Source organism: Streptomyces sp. NPDC050416 (assembly GCF_044458845.1).
Lineage (GTDB): Bacteria > Actinomycetota > Actinomycetes > Streptomycetales > Streptomycetaceae > Streptomyces.
The window spans coordinates 472,279-492,936 of sequence record NZ_JBITII010000002.1 but is presented as its reverse complement, the minus strand read 5'-3'; the positions used below and the strand labels follow the sequence as shown (position 1 = coordinate 492,936).

The 20,658-nt window shown below is 72.5% G+C and carries 18 protein-coding genes and 3 pseudogenes; 11 read left to right on the top strand and 10 right to left on the bottom strand.

Translation table 11 applies throughout. From position 1 onward, the window contains the following. Positions 1 to 189: 189 nt before the first annotated feature. The 4 genes from ACIBL4_RS07275 to ACIBL4_RS07260 all read left to right on the top strand — a co-directional run bounded on the left by ACIBL4_RS07275 (position 190) and on the right by ACIBL4_RS07260 (position 3,599). Positions 190 to 1,785, top strand: coding sequence for a family 20 glycosylhydrolase (locus ACIBL4_RS07275; protein ID WP_399408120.1), 1,596 nt, complete (start codon positions 190 to 192; stop codon positions 1,783 to 1,785). Between the two features lie 96 nt (positions 1,786 to 1,881). Next, positions 1,882 to 2,388: a hypothetical protein gene (locus tag ACIBL4_RS07270; RefSeq protein WP_399407348.1), complete on the top strand. Its 507-nt coding sequence runs from the start codon at positions 1,882 to 1,884 to the stop codon at positions 2,386 to 2,388. A gap of 107 nt (positions 2,389 to 2,495) precedes the next feature. Continuing rightward, positions 2,496 to 3,050, top strand: coding sequence for a hypothetical protein (locus ACIBL4_RS07265; RefSeq protein ID WP_399407346.1), 555 nt, complete (start codon positions 2,496 to 2,498; stop codon positions 3,048 to 3,050). A 153-nt stretch (positions 3,051 to 3,203) separates the two neighbouring features. Continuing rightward, a complete protein-coding gene (locus tag ACIBL4_RS07260; RefSeq protein ID WP_391083899.1) occupies positions 3,204 to 3,599 on the top strand; it encodes a hypothetical protein in 396 nt (131 codons plus the stop codon). Positions 3,600 to 3,601: 2 nt separating this feature from the next. On the opposite strand, the gene ACIBL4_RS07255 is transcribed toward ACIBL4_RS07260, so the two are convergent. The 4 genes and pseudogenes from ACIBL4_RS07255 to ACIBL4_RS07240 form a co-directional block, all read right to left on the bottom strand. Then, on the bottom strand, positions 3,602 to 4,792 hold the full coding sequence (locus tag ACIBL4_RS07255; protein WP_399407343.1) for an N-acetylmuramoyl-L-alanine amidase: 1,191 nt from the start codon (positions 4,790 to 4,792) through the stop codon (positions 3,602 to 3,604). A 115-nt stretch (positions 4,793 to 4,907) separates the two neighbouring features. Continuing rightward, the gene (locus tag ACIBL4_RS07250) at positions 4,908 to 5,399 is read right to left on the bottom strand and encodes an FG-GAP repeat protein (protein ID WP_399408118.1); all 492 of its coding nucleotides are present in this window, start codon (positions 5,397 to 5,399) and stop codon (positions 4,908 to 4,910) included. 87 nt (positions 5,400 to 5,486) lie between these two features. Continuing rightward, positions 5,487 to 5,765 (bottom strand): annotated as a pseudogene (locus tag ACIBL4_RS07245) (FG-GAP repeat protein); the annotation flags it as partial. Then, positions 5,699 to 6,064: pseudogene (locus tag ACIBL4_RS07240) on the bottom strand (FG-GAP repeat protein); the annotation flags it as partial. The pseudogenes ACIBL4_RS07245 and ACIBL4_RS07240, both read right to left, overlap by 67 nt. Positions 6,065 to 6,329: 265 nt before the next feature. Between ACIBL4_RS07240 and ACIBL4_RS07235 the strand changes: the two are divergent. The 4 genes from ACIBL4_RS07235 (at position 6,330) to ACIBL4_RS07220 (ending at position 10,330) form a co-directional block, all read left to right on the top strand. Then, on the top strand, positions 6,330 to 6,947 hold the full coding sequence (locus ACIBL4_RS07235; RefSeq protein ID WP_399407341.1) for an RNA polymerase sigma factor: 618 nt from the start codon (positions 6,330 to 6,332) through the stop codon (positions 6,945 to 6,947). A 171-nt stretch (positions 6,948 to 7,118) separates the two neighbouring features. After that, positions 7,119 to 8,063, top strand: coding sequence for a hypothetical protein (locus ACIBL4_RS07230; protein WP_399407339.1), 945 nt, complete (start codon positions 7,119 to 7,121; stop codon positions 8,061 to 8,063). Between the two features lie 444 nt (positions 8,064 to 8,507). Beyond that, positions 8,508 to 9,182: an RNA polymerase sigma factor gene (locus tag ACIBL4_RS07225; protein WP_399407337.1), complete on the top strand. Its 675-nt coding sequence runs from the start codon at positions 8,508 to 8,510 to the stop codon at positions 9,180 to 9,182. Then, complete coding sequence (locus tag ACIBL4_RS07220) at positions 9,182 to 10,330, top strand: hypothetical protein (RefSeq protein WP_399407335.1); 1,149 nt, start codon at positions 9,182 to 9,184, stop codon at positions 10,328 to 10,330. Before ACIBL4_RS07225 ends, ACIBL4_RS07220 begins: the two co-directional genes overlap by 1 nt. Before the next feature lie 157 nt (positions 10,331 to 10,487). On the opposite strand, the gene ACIBL4_RS07215 is transcribed toward ACIBL4_RS07220, so the two are convergent. Further along, on the bottom strand, positions 10,488 to 11,339 hold the full coding sequence (locus tag ACIBL4_RS07215) for a L,D-transpeptidase family protein (protein WP_399408116.1): 852 nt from the start codon (positions 11,337 to 11,339) through the stop codon (positions 10,488 to 10,490). Between the two features lie 146 nt (positions 11,340 to 11,485). On the opposite strand from ACIBL4_RS07215, the gene ACIBL4_RS07210 reads away from it, so the two are divergent. Both ACIBL4_RS07210 and leuE read left to right on the top strand, forming a co-directional pair. After that, positions 11,486 to 13,066, top strand: coding sequence for a methylmalonyl-CoA mutase (locus ACIBL4_RS07210; RefSeq protein WP_399407333.1), 1,581 nt, complete (start codon positions 11,486 to 11,488; stop codon positions 13,064 to 13,066). A gap of 35 nt (positions 13,067 to 13,101) precedes the next feature. Continuing rightward, positions 13,102 to 13,749 (top strand): leucine efflux protein LeuE, encoded by a 648-nt coding sequence (gene leuE, locus ACIBL4_RS07205; protein ID WP_399407331.1) that lies wholly within the window; start codon positions 13,102 to 13,104, stop codon positions 13,747 to 13,749. Here leuE and ACIBL4_RS07200 read toward each other — a convergent pair. Next, positions 13,750 to 15,148, bottom strand: a pseudogene (locus tag ACIBL4_RS07200) (FAD-dependent oxidoreductase). 83 nt (positions 15,149 to 15,231) lie between these two features. On the opposite strand from ACIBL4_RS07200, the gene ACIBL4_RS07195 reads away from it, so the two are divergent. Further along, positions 15,232 to 15,882 (top strand): TetR/AcrR family transcriptional regulator C-terminal domain-containing protein, encoded by a 651-nt coding sequence (locus tag ACIBL4_RS07195; protein WP_399407329.1) that lies wholly within the window; start codon positions 15,232 to 15,234, stop codon positions 15,880 to 15,882. Between the two features lie 9 nt (positions 15,883 to 15,891). Here ACIBL4_RS07195 and ACIBL4_RS07190 read toward each other — a convergent pair whose 3' ends face one another. From ACIBL4_RS07190 to ACIBL4_RS07175, 4 genes are all read right to left on the bottom strand, one after another. Next, positions 15,892 to 16,818 (bottom strand): class I SAM-dependent methyltransferase, encoded by a 927-nt coding sequence (locus tag ACIBL4_RS07190; protein WP_399407326.1) that lies wholly within the window; start codon positions 16,816 to 16,818, stop codon positions 15,892 to 15,894. Between the two features lie 63 nt (positions 16,819 to 16,881). Further along, positions 16,882 to 18,036, bottom strand: a complete 1,155-nt coding sequence (locus tag ACIBL4_RS07185; protein WP_399407324.1) for an acyltransferase family protein — start codon at positions 18,034 to 18,036, stop codon at positions 16,882 to 16,884. A 180-nt stretch (positions 18,037 to 18,216) separates the two neighbouring features. After that, a complete protein-coding gene (locus tag ACIBL4_RS07180; protein WP_399407322.1) occupies positions 18,217 to 19,548 on the bottom strand; it encodes an alpha-2,8-polysialyltransferase family protein in 1,332 nt (443 codons plus the stop codon). Next, on the bottom strand, positions 19,548 to 20,534 hold the full coding sequence (locus ACIBL4_RS07175; protein WP_399407320.1) for a glycosyltransferase family 2 protein: 987 nt from the start codon (positions 20,532 to 20,534) through the stop codon (positions 19,548 to 19,550). Before ACIBL4_RS07175 ends, ACIBL4_RS07180 begins: the two co-directional genes overlap by 1 nt. Between the last annotated feature and the right edge of the window lie 124 nt (positions 20,535 to 20,658).

Sequence of the window (20,658 nt, the reverse complement as noted above, 5' to 3'; positions counted from 1 at the left end):
TATCGAGTACGACCATGACGTGTCCGACGGATGCCCGAATTTCACCCGGCAGAGAGAGATTCGGAACGCGTGGTGGACGGGCGCCGGACGGGGCCGGGTCTTAGGTTGGCGGGTGTGAGTCAGCACAGGCGCCGGGTTCCGGCGAAGCAGACGAAGCAAGGGAAACAGCGGCAGGTGCTGGTCGTGGCCATGGCCGTCGCCCTGGTCGTGATCGTGGCCGGGGTGAGTCTGGGGCTCTGGGCGGCCTCGGGCGGTGACGGCGGGACCACCGGGCCGGAGGCCAGACCCTCCCAGGGCCGGTCCGCGGCCGCCCCGCAGGGCACCTCGCCGGAGGACGCCCCGAGTCCGAGCCGCTCCTACGCCTTGTCCAAGGCGCCGCGGACGATCCCCGCCGTGCGCGAGCACACCGCGGCGCGCGGCCCGGGCTGGCGCCCCGCGAGCGGGAACCGCGTGGTCGTGGACGACCCGGCGCTGGCCGACGAGGGCCGGCTGATCGCCGGTGAGCTCGGCCTGAAGTACGAGGGCGAGAAGGACGACCGGCGCGCCGGGGACCTGCGGCTGACGCTGAACGAGGACAAGGGCGCGAACCCGGAGTCGTACGTCATGACCGTGCGCGACGGGCGGGTGGAGATCGCCGGGCCCGCCGACGCGGGCGTCTTCTACGGCACCCGGACCCTCAAGCAGGAGGTGCACGACGGCGGTACCGCGCCCGAGGGCGTGGTGCGGGACGAGCCGGCCAAGCCGGAGCGCGGGTTCATGCTGGACATCGCGCGCAAGAACTACACGGCCGGCTGGATCGAGGACCGGATCCGCGAACTGGGCGATCTGAAGTTCAACCAGCTCGGGCTGCACTTCTCCGACGACCAGGGGTTCCGGATCGAGTCCGACTCGCATCCGGAGGTCGTGTCCCGGCAGCATCTGTCCAAGGCGCAGGTGCGCGAGATCGTCGACCTCGCGGAGAGCCGGCACATCACGGTCGTGCCCGAGATCGACTCGCCCGGGCACCTCGGCGCGGTCCTCGACGCCCACCCCGACCTGCAGCTGCGCACCGCGCAGGGGTCGGCGGTGCAGGGGGCCATCGACATCTCCAAGAGCGAGAGCGCCCGGATCGTCGACGACCTGCTGAACGAGTACGCGGACCTGTTCCCGGGCGTGCCGTGGCACCTCGGCGGCGACGAGTACCAGGCGCTGGTGCGCTCCGACCCGGAGGCGTCGTTCCCGCAGCTGGCCGCCGCCGCGCGGGAGAAGTACGGCTCCGGCGCGACGGTCGCCGACCTCACCACCGGCTGGCTCAACGACCGGGCCGCCACCGTCCGCAAGCACCAGCGCGTCCCGCGCGCCTGGAACGACGGCTTCTTCCGGGACACCACCGTCGACGCCGACAAGGACATCCAGGTCGGCTACTGGACCGGCAAGGAGATCGGGGCGCGGCCGCCGGCGGTGTACCTGAGCGAGGGCCGGAAGGTGATCAACTACAACGACGAGTTCCTGTACTACGTGCTCGGCCAGCCGCAGACCTTCGTCTACCCGACGGGGCAGCGGATCTACGAGCAGTGGACGCCCCGGGTGCTGCGCGGCACGCAGGCCGTGCCGGAGCGCTACGACGGGCAGATCCTCGGCGGGGTCTTCGCCGTCTGGGGCGACATCCCGAACGCGCAGACGCAGGAGCAGGTGGCGGCCGGGATCCGGATGCCGCTGCGGGCGACCGTCCAGAAGCTGTGGGACCCGGGCCGGCCCGAGCTGTCCTGGGCGGAGTTCCGGGCGCTTGCGGACAGGCTCGGCTGACCGCACACGAATTGGCCCGTACGGCTGCGAACTGCCGTACGGGTGTGGTGGTCTTCTGACGCGAGCCGAATCGAATATGCCGGGGGGAACCGGAGCATGGGGTACTGGGGGTACTTCGTCGTGGGCCGTGGGGAGCGGCCGCTGGCGGAGCTGGACGCGCTGGCCGGGGCGGTGGACGGGATGGTGCGGCACACCTCCGCGCCGGGCGGGTGGCAGGTCTGGGAGTACCCGAGCAGCGACGGCGACGTGGGGAACATGAACGCCCTCGCCCGCCAGACCGGGGCGCCCGCGCTGTTCGGGTACGTCATGAACAGCGAGTGCGTGGTGCTGGAGGCCGCCGCGCCGGAGAGCGGGACGTGGACGACCTGCCTCGCCCGGGCCGCCATGGCCGGGTACCTGGGGGCCGGGCGGGAGGGCCTCACCCTGGAGGACTACTTCCTGGAGCCCCGCGACGCCGCCGAGCACGCCGTCCGCTGGGCCGCCGAGGCCGGGCACGAAGTGAACGCCGACGCCCTTGTGGACGTACTCACTTCAGACCCCGATCCGCTGGCCGAAAACCTCCTCTTCCGCTTCCTCGACCGACTGGGCGTCGTGCCCCTGTGACGTTCCGGGGCCGTTGCGCGCAGTAAGGGGAAGTGCGGGTTCCGTGAGGGGTGAGGGCTGTAAGCGGCCTGGTAGGGCCCCTGCATGGCCCGCGGAGGGAGGCGTGGATGAGCCTGGTGGAGTTGATCGCACAGGCCGACGAGCGCGGGCTGGCCGCGAGCGGACTGGCTTGTCTGGATCGGTGCGTGCCCCTGCTGGGCGGCGACGACGAGACCCTGCGGCCGCTGTGGGCGAGCCTCAGCGACGGCGCCGGCGGCGGCGACTGGGGTGAGGGGCTGGAGCAGGCGCGCAAGAAGCTGGACGCCGCCGGCACCGGCGACGAGGCGGCCGTGCTCGCCCACCGGATGCTGGAGGCCGCTCCCGCCGGGCGGTCCCCCGCCGGGTTGCGGGTGTGGGCCGACGCCTGTTCCGTCGCCGCCCTCCAGATCCACCGCCTCCTCGACACCGCCGCCGACGACGCCTCGTCGGTCGCCGTGCGCCGCGAGGGCCGTACGGAGGGCATGTCACCGCTCGTCGCCGCGGAACTGCGCCGCCAGATCACCGTCCTGGAGGTCCTGGCCGGTCACGGCCCGGCCGGGCTGCGGCGGGCGCTGGAGGTGTCGACCGAGGGGCGCCGGGTGCTGCGCGCGGTCGTCTCGCGCCGGAGCCGGCAACGCGGCTGAGGAACGGGCCGCCGGGCCTTTGACCGGCCTAAACCCCCGTTCCTGGAAGAGTCCTGTGACCGTCGTAGGGCCGAGATGGGGCGGTCCTGCGCGACTTCCGGGAAGTCGCCGATTCCGTGTGACGAAGCGTCACGCCGCAGCGCTTACCGGGGTGTGACGACTCAAGCGGAAACCAGGCCCTCGGCCGCGGCGAAGCCGCTGCGGTGGGCGGCGGACACGGTGGCGACGATGCGCGAAGGGGCACGGCTGCACCTCGACTACTCGGCCCAGAGCCTGTGGAGCATCGACCGGATGATCGAGGGGATACGGCGGGAAGGAGCCCCGTACGCCGCCGTGCGGGAGGTGCTGCGCGGATTCGGCGCCTACGCCGGTGAGGTGATGGCGCGCCAGACCGGCGCCGAGTGGTGGGCGACGGGCGGCGACCACTGGATCCGCACCCCCGACGGACGCCTCTGGGACCCGATCGACGAGGCCCGCCGCTGTTACGCCGGGCACGGCTCGCTGCGGCTGCTGTGCCGGGACGCGACGGCCGCCGCGCCCCGGCGGTAGCGTCAGCGCGCGAGCGCCACCGTGACGTCGTCCTCGATGACGGGGCCGGCCGCCTCGGGGGACGGCTCGTCGGACGTGGCGGCGTTCCCGGCGAGGGTGCGGATTTCGGGCAGGTCGTCGTAGAGGTGCTGGCCGGGGCACTCGGTCGGGTAGCCGTCGCGGTGGCCGGAGATGCGGTGCAGCGTGGCCTTCTGGCCCGCCTTGTACTTGCCGTTGTCGGCACCGGCGGTCAGCACCACCGTGCCGGTCGGGTCGATGCCGTACAGGCCGAGCTTCCAGGCCGCGACCTTGGCGACCGACGCGCGCACGGCGGTGTTCGCGGTCGTCCTGCCGTAGTCGCCGAGCACCGAGACGCTGCTGGTGGCGGTGTTGAAGCCGTAGGTGTGGGCGCCGAGGACGGGCTTGTCGATGCCGCCCGCACGGCCCTCGAAGACCGTGCCGCACTTGTCGACGAGGAAGTGGTAGCCGATGTCGTTCCAGCCGTTGCTGCGCACGTGGTAGAGGAACACGCCGCGCACGATCGACGCCGACTCGGCGCAGGTGTAGTCGTTGGTGCCCGCCGTGTGGTGGACGAACAGCGCCTTGGTGTCGGTGGTGTAGGTGGGCGGGTCCTTCACCAGGGACTCGTCGGCGCCCCAGGCGGAGCGTGACGTCACGGCGGGACGCCCGGCGGCGGGCGCGCCCGCCGCCGGTCCGGCCACGTCCGGTTCGACGGCCGGGCTGTGCACGGCGTCCGACCCGCCGTCCGGGTCGACCAGTTCGACCCGCAGCCCCTCGGGCAGCCGCCCGCCCGACACCCGCACCTGGACACCGTCCGAAGGCCCGGTCCACAGCGGCTGGGTGCCGCCGCGGACCCCGGCACGGTCGCGGTCGGGGCCGGTCTCGGGCGTCCGGACGTCGGTGTCGAGTGCGCGCCACGCGCTCCACTCGCCGCTCTCCCGGGAGCGGGTGCGTACGTGGGCGGTGCCGTCCAGGGCCGCTTCCGGGTCGTCCCAGGTGACACCGATCATGCTGAACGGCTCGGTGGTGCGCGGGTCGAGGGACCGCTCGTGCGGGTCGCCGTCCGGCACCCGGACGGTGTGCACACCGTCCGAGGAGGAGGCGGTGTCGGAGGCCCGGGCGGGCTGGATCAGGCCGAGCGTGCCGGCGGCCAGGGCGGTGGCGACGGCGGTGTGCAGCAGGAGGCGTGTCATTCACGGCTCGATTCCGGTCCTCTGGGCGGGCGATGAGGGAGCCTTTCCCCCTTGCCCGCCCGTCCGTTCGGTCTGCCGGAGAAATCCGGCGAACGGCCGAGGACCGGTCGAGTCGTCACGGCGTCAGCATCTGGCCCAGGCGGGCGTCCCTCGGGGTGCCCAGAGTGGTCTTGCCGAAGACGACCGAGTCGGCGTAACCGAGGCCGGTGCTGTTGCTCGGCAGGTGCAGCAGGACGCCGTCGCCCCCGTCCTCGCCGTCGGCGCCGAACGTGAGGTCCACCCGGCCGTAGCCGGACAGGTCCGTCAGGGACACCGACGAGCCGAAGCGGTCGCCGCTCTCCGTGGAGCCCGGGACGCCGGAGGTGTCCTGCGAGATCCCCACCGAGCCGGAGCCGGTCAGACCGGACGCGGTGCCCTTGACGAGGATCGCGTCGCCCGCGTCGGCGCGGTTGACGCCGTCCCGGGTCAGGTCCTCGCCCGGGGCGCCCGCGAGCACGTCCGCGTAACCGTCGGCGTTGTAGTCGCCGGCCGACACGGAGGTGCCGAGGGCGTCACCGGACTCGTTGCCGCCCGGCACGTAGGCCGTGTCCTGGAGGATCACGGTCATGCCGGTGGTCGTGAAGCCCGTGGCCGTGCCCGGGACCATGGTGATCTGGCCGCCGGACTTGCCGCCGGACTCGGACGCGACCGGCTGACCGATGACGATGTCGTCGTAGCCGTCGCCGTTGACGTCACCGGCGGCGAGGGAGCGGCCCCCTTGACGGAGATGACGCCCACCTTGGTCAGACCGGTCGCTGAGCCCGCGAAGCGGACGACCCGGCCGATGCCACCGGTGTCGCGGTAGTTCACGGCGATGTCCGCGTAGCCGTCCCGGTTGAAGTCGCCGGTCGCGGCGTCGAGGTAGGAGACGGCGCCCGTGGCCGTGGTGAGGGTGCCGTACGTGGTGGCGCCGCCGGTCAGCCGGGCGTTCCAGTTTCCGCCCTTGCCGGTGCCGGCGGAGAAGACGTCCGCCTTGCCGTCGCCGTTGAAGTCGCCGACGGCGACCGTGGAGCCGAGCCTGGCGCCCGTCGAGGTGACTCCTGACGTGGTGTACGAGAAGCCGGTGTCGAGGGCGGGTCCGTACATCACGGTGACCGCGCCGCGGTCGGCGTGGCCGCTGGTGTCGTCCTCTCCGGGTGCGCCGATCGCGAGGTCGGCGTAGCCGTCGCCGTTGACGTCGCCCCACGCGGCGGACGTGCCGAAGCCGTCACCGGACTCGTGGGAGCCGGGCACGCCCGGGCTGCCGCCGCCGCTGGACTCAGCGGCTTGTACGCACGCGTGCTGCGACGACTCAACTACCCACCCTTAGAACTGGTCACATTCGCACCGGCGGTTACACAGGCGCCACTCACCCAGCGCACATCCGTGGCCAGACGTCACCCGGTAGTGCCGATGTCGCGGCCCGTACCGGGCGGGGGCCTTCCGCTTGCTGTGACATTTCTCCGGTGCGCGGCGCTGATGATCGTGGAGGACAACCCGGTACGGACGAGGACGGTTCTTGGGCCAGCGAGAGGAACCCCGGCGCACGCAGGCACGCGACGGGGAACTGGGCGAGGCCGTCGAGCGGGCCCAGGACGGTGACGAGGAGGCCTTCGCGGTCGCCTACCGGATCGTGCAGCCCGGACTGCTCGGCTATCTGCGCGGACTGGTCGGGGACGACGCGGAGGACGTGGCCTCCGACGCCTGGCTGGAAATCGCCCGGGACCTGGGGCGGTTCAAGGGCGACGGGGCCGGTTTCCGCGGCTGGACGGCGACCATCGCCCGGCACCGGGCGCTGGACCATCTGCGCCGCCAGCGGGTACGGCCGAGGTCGTCCGCGCTGGAGCAGGACGTCCTGGACCTGCCCGGGCCGCACAGCACGCACGACCAGGCGCTGGAGGCCATGTCCACCGAGCAGGCGCTGCGGCTGGTCGGGGGCCTGCCGCAGGACCAGGCCGAGGCCGTTCTGCTGCGTGTCGTGGTGGGGCTGGACGGGCCGGCCGCCGCCCGGGTCCTCGGCAAGCGGCCGGGTGCCGTACGGACGGCCGCGTACCGGGGTTTGAAACGCCTGGCCACCCGGCTGGGCGCCGAAGGTGTGACGGATGAGGCTCCCCGGACGCTGGGGGAGTCGAAATGAACGATGCCGGCGGGCCTGGCGGAGGCGCCGGGTCCGGTGCCCTGAACAGGGCGGACGAGCACAACGTATGGATCGGCCCCGGAACGCCGGGGCGGCCGGCCGGGCCGGCCGGGTCGCACGGACCCGGCGGGCACCGCAGGACGCGTGGATCGAGCAGGGACGGAACAGGACATGGGTGAACAGCAGAGCGGCGGGGTTCCGGGCCGTCGGCGTGTCCACCCTGGGAGTTCCGCCCGCGACCACCGGGCGGGGCGGGATGCCGACGGCCGGCTGCCCGGCCACCGCGGGACGGCCGGCCTCGGCAGCCCGGGGCTCGGCAGCCCGGGCCTCGACACCCGGCCCGTCTTCGACGCAGCCGAGCTGGAAGCGCTGCTCGTGTCCGCCCTCGTCCGGGACCGGATCGACGCCGAGGCGGAGCAGCGGGCGGTGGCCGCGTTCGTGGCCGCCCGGGACGCCGGCGCGCACGGGGCCCGCACCCGCCGCCGCGACGACTGGCGGCCCCGGGAGCGGTGGCATCCGGGCCGCTCGCTGAAGGCCACGCTCTCCGTGCTGCTCGCCAGTCTCACGCTGGGCGGGGTCGCGGTCGCGGCGATCGGCTCGGCGGGATCCACGGACGGCGCCGACGACCGCGGTCGTCCCCCCGCCTCCACCAGCGCCCCCGGCGCCCCGGCGGGCGAGCCCGCCGGCATCCCGTCCGGCTCCGCGTCCGCGCGCCCGGACCGCCCCGCCCCCTCCCGCGACACCGAGGCCCACTGCCGCGCCTACGAGCAGGTCGACGGCCGGGGCAAGGCCATGGACGCGACGGCCTGGAAGCGCCTCGTCCGGGCCGCGGGCGGTGAGAGGAACGTCACGGCGTTCTGCGCGGAGCAACTGGCCCCGGCCGGGGCGAAGCCCGGCAGCACCGCCCGGCCGGAGAAGAGCGCGGGTGCCCTGGGTTCCACCGGAGCCGGCAACGGCTCGGGCAGCGCGGACAACGGCGCCGGCAACGCGGACAGCGGCGCCGGCAACGCGGAGAACGGGTCGGAGGCCGCGCGCAGCGGCGGGGACGGCGCCGCCGACGGCGCCTCGTCCGGGGCCAAGGGCAAGCCCGCCCAGCCCAACGACCGCCGTCCGTAGCAGAATTCGGCAACAGGAGCCGGAGAGCCGTGCGTCCACGCCCGGCCGCACCGTCAGGGCGCCAGGCCGTATCGCTCGGATGCCCGACCGCGTCACCAGGCCGCCGATCGGGTCCGCCATGGCAACGGCCGGGGCCGCCACCCCCCACAGGAGAGGCCCCGGCCGTCGCGCGGCACGGGCCGCGCGGCGGCCCGTACTACCTACAGCGCCCGGGCTGCGTTTTCTGTCACACCCCAGCGTGTCACGGCTTAGTTGCATCCTGGACGGACATGGACGGGGAGTGGTTTCAGGTCGTAACGTGCCTTTCGCGCCAGACCGCGGAGGACGGATGGCCATAGCAACCACTGCGGTCCTGAGACCGCAACCATGCATTGAGAAACCACGACGGCGAGAAGCCGGTCCGCGAGAGCGGCGCCGGTTTAGGCGCAAAGAGGGGCGCGCGCGGTGCTGGGGGACGACGCGGAGCTGACCGCCGCGGTGCGCGCGGCACAGGACGGAGACGAAGACGCGTTCCGGACTGTGTACCGGGCCGTGCACCCGCGGTTGCTCGGGTACGTACGGACGCTGGTCGGCGACCCCGACGCCGAGGACGTGACGTCCGAGGCCTGGTTGCAGATAGCCCGGGACATCGAGCGGTTCACCGGCGACGCGGACCGCTTCCGCGGCTGGGCCGCCCGTATCGCCCGCAATCGCGCGCTGGACCACATACGCATGCGAGGGCGCCGGCCCGCGATCGGCGGCGACGAGACGGAACTGACCGGCCGGGCCGCCGAGTCCGACACCGCTGACGAGGCCATCGAGGCGCTCGCCACCGACGGCACGTTCTCCCTGATCTCCCGGCTGCCGCAGGACCAGGCCGAGGCGGTCGTGCTGCGTGTGGTGGTGGGGCTCGACGCGAAGACCGCCGCCGAGACCCTCGGCAAGCGTCCGGGCGCCGTCCGTACGGCGGCCCACCGGGGTCTGAAGCGGCTGGCCGAACTGCTCGGCGACGATCCGGAGGCCGATCCGGAATCGGCCGGGGTGCTCGACGCGCTGCCGCCCCAGCGAGAACCGCGCGGTGGTGCCATGGCGTCCGCACGTGTGACGCAAAGCGTCGCACGGACGCAGAAGGATGTGTGATGGCCGACGAGCAGCACAGGTGGCTGGACCGCGAAACGGCGGAGCGTTTGCTGAGCGGAGAGCCACCGGAAGCTGTCGACGGCGCCGCCCGGGGCGAGGCCGAACGGCTCGCCGCAGCGCTCCGCGCGCTCGCCGCCGCAACCCCGCCGACCAGCGATGAACTCCCCGGTGAGGCCGCGGCGATGGCCGCCTTCCGCAAGGCACGCGCGGAACGCGCCGACAGCGCGGCGGCGCCCGCGGCCGACGGCGGACGGGCCGGTGCGGAGGTCGCCGACGCCGGGCTGGTCCGGATCGGAACCTCGCGCCGCAGCGGCTCCGGCGGTGTCCGGCGGCCTCGCCGGGTCCGTCCCGCGCGCCTCGCGCTGGCCGCCGTGCTGGCGGTCGGCATGGCGGGCGGTGCCGCCCTCGTGGCCGGAACCGGAGCCCTGAACGCACCGTTCGGCAACGATGAGCCCCAGCCCGGTTCCTCCGTCTCGGCCGCTGTCACTCCGCCCGAGCGCCCGCTGGTGTCGCCCTCGCCGAGCGACGCCGCGCAGGGCGGGTCGACGCTCGAAGGCAAGCCGAGCGGCGGCGATTCAGGACGGGACGTGGCAGGCGACGACCCGTCCCGCACGCCCGGCTCCGGTGACCGGGGCGAGCGGGAGGACAGCCACGGTGACAGTCGCGGTGACAGCCGTAGGGAGATCGCTGCCGCCTGCCGCGACCTCCGCGACGGCAAGCGGCTGGACGCCGACCGCAGGCGCGCCCTGCGCGACGCGGCGGGCGGCTCCCGGGTCTGGAAGTACTGCAGGGGCGTCCTGTCCGGGTCCGGCGGCCGTTCGGGAGAGCGGCACGACGAGGACACGGACCGGCGTCACCAGGACGAGAGGTCCGGGAACCACGACCGCAAGCAGGACGAGGACCGGAAGAAGGACCGGAAGAAGGATCGGAACAAGGCCCGGGAGAAGGACCGGAAGAAGGCCAGGGAGAAGGACCGGAAGAAGGCCCGGGAGAAGGCCGGGCGGAATGCCGGGGAGCAGGCCGGGACGCTCGCAGAGCGGCAGGTCCGCGGCGCCGGTCCCGCGGACCGCGGTCGGTCCGCACGGTCTCTCGCACCCCTGCGACCTGCGGTTTCGCACTCAGTGAAAATCTCCTCGCCGAGGGTGTGACGTTTTCGGCCGCCCCGGCGCAGTAATGAGTGAGCCGACTGGTCATCGGCCGTCGCACAGAGCCGGGGTTCCCCCCGTACCTACGGCTCGTGCACCTGAGCGCGGGCGGGACACGTTCCCCCGGTCCCGCCCGCGCCCCATCTCCCCTTCCGCGTCCTCACCAGGACACGACGACCTTGTCGCCGTCGCGGACCTGCGCGTAGAGCTCCGCGATCGCCCCCTCGTCCCGTACGTTGACGCAGCCGTGCGAGGCGCCCGCGTAGCCCCGGGCCGCGAAGTCGGGGGAGTAGTGCACGGCCTGGCCGCCGCTGAAGAACATCGCGTAGGGCATGGGCGAGTCGTAGAGCGTCGACACGTGGTCGCGGGACTTCCAGTAGACGGAGAACACACCCTCCCGGGTCGGCGTGCCGCGTGAGCCGAAGCGGACCGCCATCGTCGACACCGTCCGGCCGTCGATCATCCAGCGCAGCGTCCTGCTGGTCTTGTCGATGCACATCACCCGTCCGGACCTGCAGCGCGGATCCGGTGGATCGGCCGGCTGGCCGCCCATCAGGTACAGGTCCCAGGTGCCCGGCTCGCGGGTCATCCGCAGCAGCCGCTGCCACGTGACGGTGTCGGTCTTCCCGGTGCGCGGCAGCCCGCGCTTGCCCTGGAAGCCGCTGACCGCCCGCTCCGTCGACTCGTCGTACGTCCCGGTCGGCCCGTCGAAGAGCCAGGCGACCTGCCGCAGCCGGGCCTGGAGCTCGCGGACGTCCCGGCCGGTGTCGCCGCGGGACCACAGCACGCGGGCCGGAACGGGGGCCGCGCTGGGCTTGTCGTCGCCGGGCGGGGCGGGAGCGGTGCCCGGCCCGCCGTCGTCGTCGGGGGTCCGGGCCGGGGACGGGGTGTCGCCGGGTAACTCGATGTGCACCGGTGAGCGGCTCTTCCCGCCGCCGTCGGGGGCCTGCACGGTACAGCCGGCCAGCACGGCCGCCCCGGCGACTGCCACTGCGATCGCTGCTCTCCCCATGCCCGTGGTACGCACGCGGCCCTCCGTCGTCTCACCGGTGTGCCCGGATGTCACCTGAGATGTTCCCCGGGGGTGACCGGCCGCGAACCACGGGGCATGGTGGTGAGCGAGGTCACTACCGTCCGTCCTGCGGGAGGCATCAGACCATGGCGCGCGAGTCGGAGTCCGGGCTGCCCATCGAACCGGTCTACGGGCCGGACGACCTGCGGGACTGGGACCCGGCGCAGAAGCTGGGGGAGCCGGGGGCGTACCCCTTCACCCGTGGCGTGTACCCGACCATGTACACCGGCCGGCCCTGGACCATGCGCCAGTACGCGGGCTTCGGCACGGCCGCCGAGTCCAACGCCCGCTACCGGCAGCTGATCGCCCACGGCACGACGGGCCTGTCGGTCGCCTTCGATCTGCCCACCCAGATGGGCCACGACTCCGACGCCCCGCTCGCGCACGGCGAGGTCGGCAGGGTGGGCGTCGCCGTCGACTCGATCGACGACATGCGGGTGCTGTTCGGCGGCATCCCGCTGGACCAGGTCTCCACGTCGATGACGATCAACGCTCCCGCGGCCCTGCTGCTGCTCCTCTACCAGCTGGTCGCCGAGGAGCAGGGCGTCAGCGCCGACAAGCTGACCGGCACGGTCCAGAACGACGTGCTGAAGGAGTACATCGCCCGCGGGACGTACATCTTCCCGCCGAAGCCCTCACTGCGCCTGACCGCCGACATCTTCAAGTACTGCCAGGCCGAGATCCCGAAGTGGAACACGATCTCGATCTCCGGCTATCACATGGCCGAGGCGGGTGCGAGCCCCGTGCAGGAGATCGCCTTCACCCTCGCCGACGGCATCGAGTACGTCCGCACGGCCGTGGCGGCCGGCATGGACGTCGACGACTTCGCGCCCCGCCTGTCCTTCTTCTTCGTGGCGCGTACGACGCTCCTGGAGGAGGTCGCCAAGTTCCGTGTCGCGCGCCGGATCTGGGCGCGGGTGATGAAGGAGGAGTTCGGCGCGCAGAACCCCAAGTCGCTGATGCTGCGCTTCCACACCCAGACGGCGGGCGTCCAGCTGACGGCCCAGCAGCCGGAGGTGAACCTGGTCCGCGTCTCGGTCCAGGCCCTGGCGGCGGTGCTGGGTGGCACCCAGTCGCTGCACACCAACTCCTTCGACGAGGCGATCGCGCTGCCCACGGACAAGTCCGCGCGCCTGGCGCTGCGCACCCAGCAGGTCCTCGCCCACGAGACGGACGTGACGGCGACCGTCGACCCGTTCGCGGGCTCCTATGTCGTCGAGAGGATGACGGACGACGTCGAGGCCGCGGCCGTGGAGCTGATGACCCGGGTGGAGGAGCTGGGCGGCGCGGTCGAGGCGATCGAACGCGGTTTCCAGAAGGACGAGATCGAGCGCAGCGCCTACCGGATCGCGCAGCAGACCGACTCGGGCGAGCGGGTCGTGGTCGGCGTCAACCGCTTCCAGCTCGACGAGGAGGAGCCGTACGAGCCCCTGCGGGTCGACCCCGCCCTCGAGGCCCGGCAGGCGGAGCGCCTGGCCAGGCTCCGCGCGGAGCGCGACCAGCCGGCGGTGGACACGGCCCTGGCCGCCCTGAAGAAGGCCGCCGAGGGCGAGGACAACGTCCTGTACCCGATGAAGGACGCCCTGAAGGCCCGGGCGACGGTGGGCGAGGTGTGCAACGCCCTGCGGGAGGTGTGGGGGACGTACGTCCCGAGCGACGCGTTCTGATCCCCCTGTCGCCTCCCCGTGCGACACTCCCTTCCATGTTCGGTGTCATCGATCTGCCCACCTACCTTGCGGGCCTCGTCCTGATCGTTCTGCTGCCCGGTCCCAACTCCCTGTACGTCCTGTCCGTCGCCGCCCGGCACGGTGTGCGGGCCGGGTACACCGCCGCGGCCGGTGTCTGGTGCGGGGACACCGCGCTGATGACGCTGTCGGCGGCCGGGGTCGCGTCCCTGTTGCAGGCCAACGCCGTGCTGTTCGGGATCGTGAAGTACGTGGGAGCCGGCTATCTGGCGTGGCTGGCCATAGGCATGCTGCGGGCCGCGTGGGGCATGTGGCGGGCGCGTGCGGAGCGGTCCGCCGGTGCGGAGGCCTCCGCGCCCGCCGGGGAGCGGCCCTTCCGCCGTGCCTTCGTGGTCAGCTTGGTCAACCCCAAGGCGATCCTCTTCTTCGTCGCCTTCTTCGTGCAGTTCGTCGACCCGGGGTACGCCTATCCCGCCCTGTCCTTCGTCGTCCTCGGCGCTCTCGCCCAGCTCGCCAGCGTGCTCTACCTCAGCGCGCTGATATTCGGCGGCACCAGGCTGGCCGCCGCCTTCCGCCGCCGCAGGCGTCTGTCGGCGGGGGCGACCTCGGCGGCGGGCGCGCTGTTCCTCGGTTTCGCGGTGAAGTTGTCCCTCGCGAGCGCGTGATCAGAGACCGACGCGCCCCAGGTACTGCCGCAATCCGTCGCCCGTTTCGCCCGCCCAGCCCACATAGGCCGTCCGGGCGCACCAGGAACAGGCCCTCTCCGTACGTCGCCTGCTGTGCCCCGCCGACCGCGCGCACCTGCTCCGGCAGGGCCGGTGCCGCCGTCCCCACCGCCACCAGCGTCCAGTGCGGTCCCCGGAAGGCGTCGAAGAGCCGTACGCCGTCCAGCGTGCCGTCGGGTGCGCGGTCGCCGGCCCGGAGGGCGCCCGGCGCCGTACGGGTCTCCTGGGTGAGGGACGACTCCCGGTAGCCCAGCCCCAGTTGGCGGGTCGCCGCGCCGCGCCGCACCTGCCCGCGGTGGACGCGCGTCGACAGGCCGAGCATGTCCGCGGCGACCGGGCGTCGTTCCTCCTCGTACGTGCCGAGGAGCGACGCCGGCGCACCGCCCCTCAGCACCGCGCCCAGCTTCCACCCGAGGTTGTAGGCGTCCTGGACGCTGGTGTTGAGGCCCTGGCCGCCGGCCGGGGAGTGCACGTGGGCCGCGTCGCCGGCGAGGAAGACCCGCCCGGCGCGGAAGCGGTCCGCCAGGGCCGCCCGGGGGCGGAAGTCCGAGGCCCAGCGCACTTCGGTCACGGCCTCCGGCGTGAGGTGCGAGCGGGCGGCGACGACCTTCCGTACGCCCTCCGGGGAGGCGTCCGGGGCCGTGCCGTCCGGGAACTGCGCCACCAGCTGGAAGTCCTCCGTGCCCGGCAGCGGGCAGATCGCGAGGAAGCCGTCGCCGTCCCCGCGCGGCGGGAAGATGTGCCAGTGGTCCCGGTCCAGGCCGCTGATCCGGACGTCCGCCACCAGCATCGGGTTCGGGTCGACGGTCTCGCCCGTCATGCCGATGCCGAGCAGCGGGCGTACCGTCGAGCGGCCGCCGTCCGCCGCGACGGCGTACCGGGCGGTGACGGGCGCGCCGGAGGCGAACTCCGCGCGGACCCCGTCCGCGTCCTGCGTCAGGCCGACGAGCTCCCGGCCGAAGGCCACCGTCCCGCCCAGCTCCGCCAGCCGTGCCCCGAGGATCTCCTGCGTGCGCCACTGCGGCACCATCCACGGCCCGTTGTACGGCGAGTCCTCGGTCTCCTCGGCCGGGTCGAACATCCGGTGCTCGCCGGCCCGCCTGCCGTCCTGCCAGATCATCCCCACCGGGTAGGGGCTGCCCGCCGCGCGGATCGCGTCGAGCACGCCCAGGTCGTCGAAGACCTCCATCGTGCGCGGCTGGATGCCCTTGCCGCGCGAACCGGGGAACAGCCCCTCCGCCCGCTCGGCCACCAGCGCGGCGACGCCCCGCCGGGCCAGGTCGATGCCGAGCGCCAGACCGGTCGGACCCGCGCCCACCACCAATACGTCCGTGTCGATGGGATCCATGAGCCACCCTTTCCTTAACGCTGTTAAGTGCGGTCGTTCCCGAGCGTGGCCTTAACGGTGTTAAGTTGTCAAGCGTGAGTACGGAACGACGCGCACCCCTGGACCGCCGACGGGTCGCGGACACCGCGCTGCGGCTGCTGAACGAGGTGGGCCTGGACGGCCTGACCCTGCGCGCCATCGCCCGGGAACTGGACGTGAAGGCGCCCGCCCTCTACTGGCACTTCAAGGACAAGCAGGCGCTGCTCGACGAGATGGCGACGGAGATGTACCGCCGGATGGTCGCCGGGGCCTCGCTCGACCCGGCCGACACCTGGCGGGAACGGCTGCTGAAGGCCAACCGGGGACTGCGCGCCGCCCTGCTGGGCTACCGGGACGGCGCCAAGGTGTTCAGCGGCTCACGCTTCACCGGCATCGAGCACGCCGGGCAGATGGAGGACAACCTGCGCCTGTTCACGGCCGCCGGCTTCACCCTCGCCCAGGCGGTCCGCGCGCTCACCACGACCTATCTGTACACGCTGGGCTTCGTCACCGAGGAACAGGGCGTCCAGCCGCTGCCGGGCGAGCGGCGCGAGGGCTACGACCTGCACGAACGCGCCCGCCTGATGGCCGACTTTCCCTTGTCGGCCCAGGCGGGCGCGGAGATCTTCGAGGACTTCGACGGGCACTTCGAGGAGGGACTCGCCCTCGTGATCGACGGGATCGGGGCGCGATACGGGGTCTCATGACACCCCGGGTCAGGACCGCTGCGCGCGGGCCCGCCGTACGGCCCGGGTGACCACGGGGGGCAGCAGGTCCTTGGCGAGCCGGCGGGCCCGGGACGGGGCGGGCCGGGCCGGGCGCGCCGCGCGGGACTCGGCGACGGGCGCGGCCGGGGCACTGGCCGGCGCCGGTACCGGTGCCACGTAGTGCCGGGAGGGCGGGAAGGCCGGCGGCTTCATGCCCCTGGACCGGGCGCGGACCAGCCGGTGCCCGGCCGCCTCCTGCACGCTCAGCCCGACATCCGTGCGCTGCCGCAGCATGTCGAGCAGCTCCTCCTGGACCGGCTCCGGGTCGCCCCAGGTGCCGTACAGCTTCTGCGTGCTGAGGCAGACCGGGCGCAGGCCGCGGTTGAGGACGGCCTCCCAGGCGGCGACCGAGACACCCGGCGTGTGCTCCGAACGGAAGTCGTCGAGGACGACGATGCCCTCGGGCATCAGGATGTCGTGGGCGGCGCCGATGTCGCCGTACACGTGCTCGTACAGGTGCGAGGCGTCGACGTGGACGAAGCGGCAGGTGCCCGGGGCCACCTTCTCGGACACCACCGAGCTGGGGGCCGCGATCACCGTCGGCAGCGTGTCGTGGAAGGACAGGTAGTTCCGCTCGAAGGCCTGCTGGGTGAGCGAGGCGTACGACTTCGTCGACTCCGCCTTGTTGGCCTCGTCCGGGGCGTCGCCCTCGAACAGGTCGCAGACGGTGAACTGCTCGCCGTCCTGGAGGTGGTGGCCGAGGAGGATCGCGCTCTTGCCCATGTAGACGCCGAGCTCCAGCAGGTCTCCGCTCATGCCCTGCTTCTGCTGCCGCTCCAGGAACCAGGTGAACAGCATCTGGTCCAGCGGCGGGAACCAGCCCGGGACGTCGGCGAGTTCGCCGGGGTACGTGTCGGTCGCTTGTGCGTTGGTCATGAGACGAGCCTTCTCCCTGAGCGGTGCTGAAACCGACGGCTGGTTGAACGTCCCGTGAACAGCTCAGCGGGCCTTGGCCAGCAGGGTCCGCAGCCGTGGTGTCAGCGGCTTCTCCACATACTGGTTCAGCAACCACGCCAGGCCCAGCATTGAGCCCACGGTCAGGGCGAATGTCGCCGCGGACGGCAGACCCAGACCGCGGTGCAGGGCATGGATCACCACCCACCCGAGGTGCTCGTGGACGAGGTAGAACGGATACGTCAGCGCCCCCGCCACCGTCAGCCAGCGCCAGTTCGCCCAGCGCAGCCAGCCCAGCGCGATCGCCGCGACCGCGACGAAACCGAAGGTGACGACGAGCATGATGCCGATCGAGGAGCGGTACGAGAAGCCGCCCGCGTCGGGCGCGTGCCACAGGCTCTGTACCGCGAAGTGCTGACCGATCAGCCAGCTCACCGCGACGATGCCCCACCCGTAGGCGTCCCGCCGGTCCAGGTGGACGAGGTAGAGGCCGACACCGCCGATGAAGAAGGGGGCGTACTCCGGCATCACGACGATGTCGAGCAGCGGCAGGTTCGCGTTCTGCGCGATCACCGTCGCCAGCATCCAGCCGGCGCAGAACATGATCACCCGCCGGCGGTTCGCCCCGGGGAGCACGACGCACAGCGCGAACAGGGCGTAGAAGCGGACCTCGGCCCACAGGGTCCAGCACACTCCGAGCACCCGGTCCACGCCCAGCGGCATCTGAAGCATGGTCAGGTTCACCAGCGCGTCGCTCGGCGAGACCGCCTTGTACGCCACCACGGGCAGCGCGAACACCGCCGTGACGAGCACGACCGCCACCCAGTAGGCGGGCAGCAGCCGGGAGGCGCGGGAGGCGAAGAACGACTTCAGCGGCCTGCCCCAGCCGCTCATGCAGATCACGAACCCGCTGATCACGAAGAAGACCTGGACGCCGAGGCAGCCGTAGGCGAAGTACTCGTGCAGCGTCGGGAACTGCTCCTTGGGCGAGCTGCCCCAGGCCTGGGAGACCTCACCGTCGCGCCCGCCGTAGTGGTACGCCGCCACCATCAGCGCGGCCACCAGCCGCAGCCCGTCCAGGGCCCGCAGCCGGCCGCCGGAGTCCTTCCGGCGCGGCGGGACGGTCGTGGCGCCCGGTGGTTCGACCAGCACGGTGACGTCGGGCCGGGGCTTGGGGGTGCTGACGACCGTCTCGGTCACGCTGAAAACCTCTGTAGTAGCTCGTATGTCCTTCACCTGAGCCGCCAGGGGCGGGCAGGGCGCCGATGCCACCCTAGGGCGGAGGTTGACGCTAAAACGTTCGACGGAGTCAGCCTTCGCCCGCCGGTCCCCATGGGTTCATCTGGATGTCGCCGAGCCCGGCCACAGGACGGGCCCGCCTCAGCGGCGCACCGCCTTGCGCAGCGCCCGCGCCCGCCGGACCACCCGGCGTGCCGTGGAATTGCGGGGCAGGAACGCCAGCCGCTGCGGAATACCGCCGGGCAGTCCGAGCGAGGTGAGCCGGCGCTTCTTGAAGTAGCGCCGGGTACGCGGACCGAGATGGCGGGACAGGAACGCCTCCGCCCGCGGGCGCAGGTCCGGATAGATCTGCGGCTGCATGGTGAACCCGACGGCGGTCACCAGGTCGGACAGCAACTCGGGCCGTAGCAGGTCGCCGTCCTCACCGCCGTCCAGGTCGGGCAGCAGCGCGTCCGCCAGGGTGGTGGGGATCCGGTTGCTGTTCTGGTACGGCGTCAGCCGCTCCAGCAGCAGCTCGGTGCCGATGCGCGCGACCGGCAGCTCGTAGAGCACCGAGGCCGTGAACAGCGCCGTGGAGAAGCAGCCGATGACGAGCGCGGGCCGGGTCCGCTCGAACAGCACCTCGGCGAGCACGGGCGTGTCCAGCACGGTGAGGTCCACACCGAGCTTCTCGGCCTCGGTCTCCAGGGCGCGGCTGTAGCGGGCCGGTGCGGTCGGGTGCGGCTTGAAGACGACCGTGCGGTGGCCGCGGGCGACCGCGCCCCGCATCATCCGCACGTGCAGGTCCTCTTCCTCCTCCGGGGAGAGGATGTTCAGCGCCGACAGGTACTGGCCGAGCAGCAGGGCCGCGTCGCCCGGCAGGTCGGGCAGCTCGGGCACGGTCTCCGTGACCTCTCCCAGCACCTTGAGGAACGCGGGCGTCGGCACCAGCCGCGCCGGCACCTCGAACTCGGTCAGCAGCATCGGTGTGAGCCCCGGCACCAGGTCGAGGTGCAGCAGCCGCCGCACGCGCGTGCCGACCAGCGGGTCGAGCTTGTTGCGCGTGGGGCCGTAGCTCATCAGCCCGTCGGCGTAGACGTCGATGGGGGCGTCGGTGAACAACTGCGCCACCGTGAGCGCGGGCGCGACCTGGATGGACTCCAGCACCAGGCTCACCCGGTCGTCGCCGAGGCCCCACAGCATCCGCAGATAGCGCTCGAAGAGCGGGATGTCGTCGGAGCGCGGCGTCCACGCCCCGGGGTGGAACGGGCGGATGGCGTCGTTCCAGGACAGCACGTCGTCGAAGTGCTCGCGCAGCGGCGCGAAGCCCGGCATCTCGTCGAGGGCCGGGGTCGTCTCCGGGGTCGCGGAGTTGTTGAACACCAGCAGCACCCGGCGGTCCGGCTCCTCGAAGAGGTCCGAGTCGATCGCGGCGGCCAGGGTGGCGACGCCGTACAGCGTCGAGGCGCAGAAGATCTGTGTGGTCCCGGGCATCAGGCGGCCGCTCCCGCCGGCGTGACCCTGCGCCGCAGCCGCCGCAGCTTGGACGAGCGGTCCATGTCCATGGCCTCCAGTGCGTCACCGAGCGCGTCCTGCGGCATGCGCTTGATGGCCGCCGCGCTCATCGACCGCAGCTGCCTCGCCACGGCCGGTTCGAACCTGTCTTCGTTGGAAAGGTGGTGCGCGATGATCGCGCAGTACGTCCGTACCGCCTTCGGCAGCAGCCGGCCGGCCTCACGGTCGGCGGCCGTCTCCTCGATCACCTGGTCGAAGGCGCGGATGAAGTCGAGCTGGCGGACATCGCCGATCTGGGTCAGGGACGAGGCCACCCCGCGCCGGTAGAACACGCCCAGCAGGCTCACCACGGCGAACGACTCCGCCTCGCGGTGCAGCTTCCAGATCCACGGCCGGTCCTCGGCCGTGCGCAGCCCGTCGGTGAAGTGGAGCAGGCCCCTGTCGAGGAGGCGGCGGTGGTAGGCGCCGGCCCAGGCGTAGGCGTAGTCCACCGAGGTCGAGCGGTGGGAGGGGAGGATCGCCTCCCGCGGGTCGAACGCCTCCCAGCGCCGACCGACCGGGACCCGGGAGACGGAACGGGCGCGCGCGGTGGCCTGCACATGGTCGGTGCGGATGAAGTCGCAGCCCAACTCGTCCAGGGCGGACACCAGTTCGGCGAGGTAGCCGGGGGCCAGCCAGTCGTCGCCGTCCAGGAACGTCAGGTACTCGCCCTGAGCCGCGTCCAGGCCGGTGTTGCGGGCGGTGGCGAGCCCCCCGTTCTCCTCGTGTCGGATGTAACGCACCTGCGCGACATCCGAAAGGTCCTCGGCCGCCCGCTCGAGAATGGCCGGCGTTTCATCCTTCGAATGGTCGTCGACCAGGATGAACTCGAAATCGCGGTCGGCGTTCAACCGAAGGCTTCTGAGGGTGTCCGGGGCGAATTGCTGCACGTTGTAGAACGGCACGATCACGGAAAGCTTAGGCACCCGCAAAACGTTAGGAGGCCGTCCGGCTCCGCAACTTTCCGGTGCACATACACTGGGTGAACTCAATGTGTCAGAACGGTGCACCCCGTGTACTTCCCCGTTCGCCACGGGCCAGTTCGGCTCC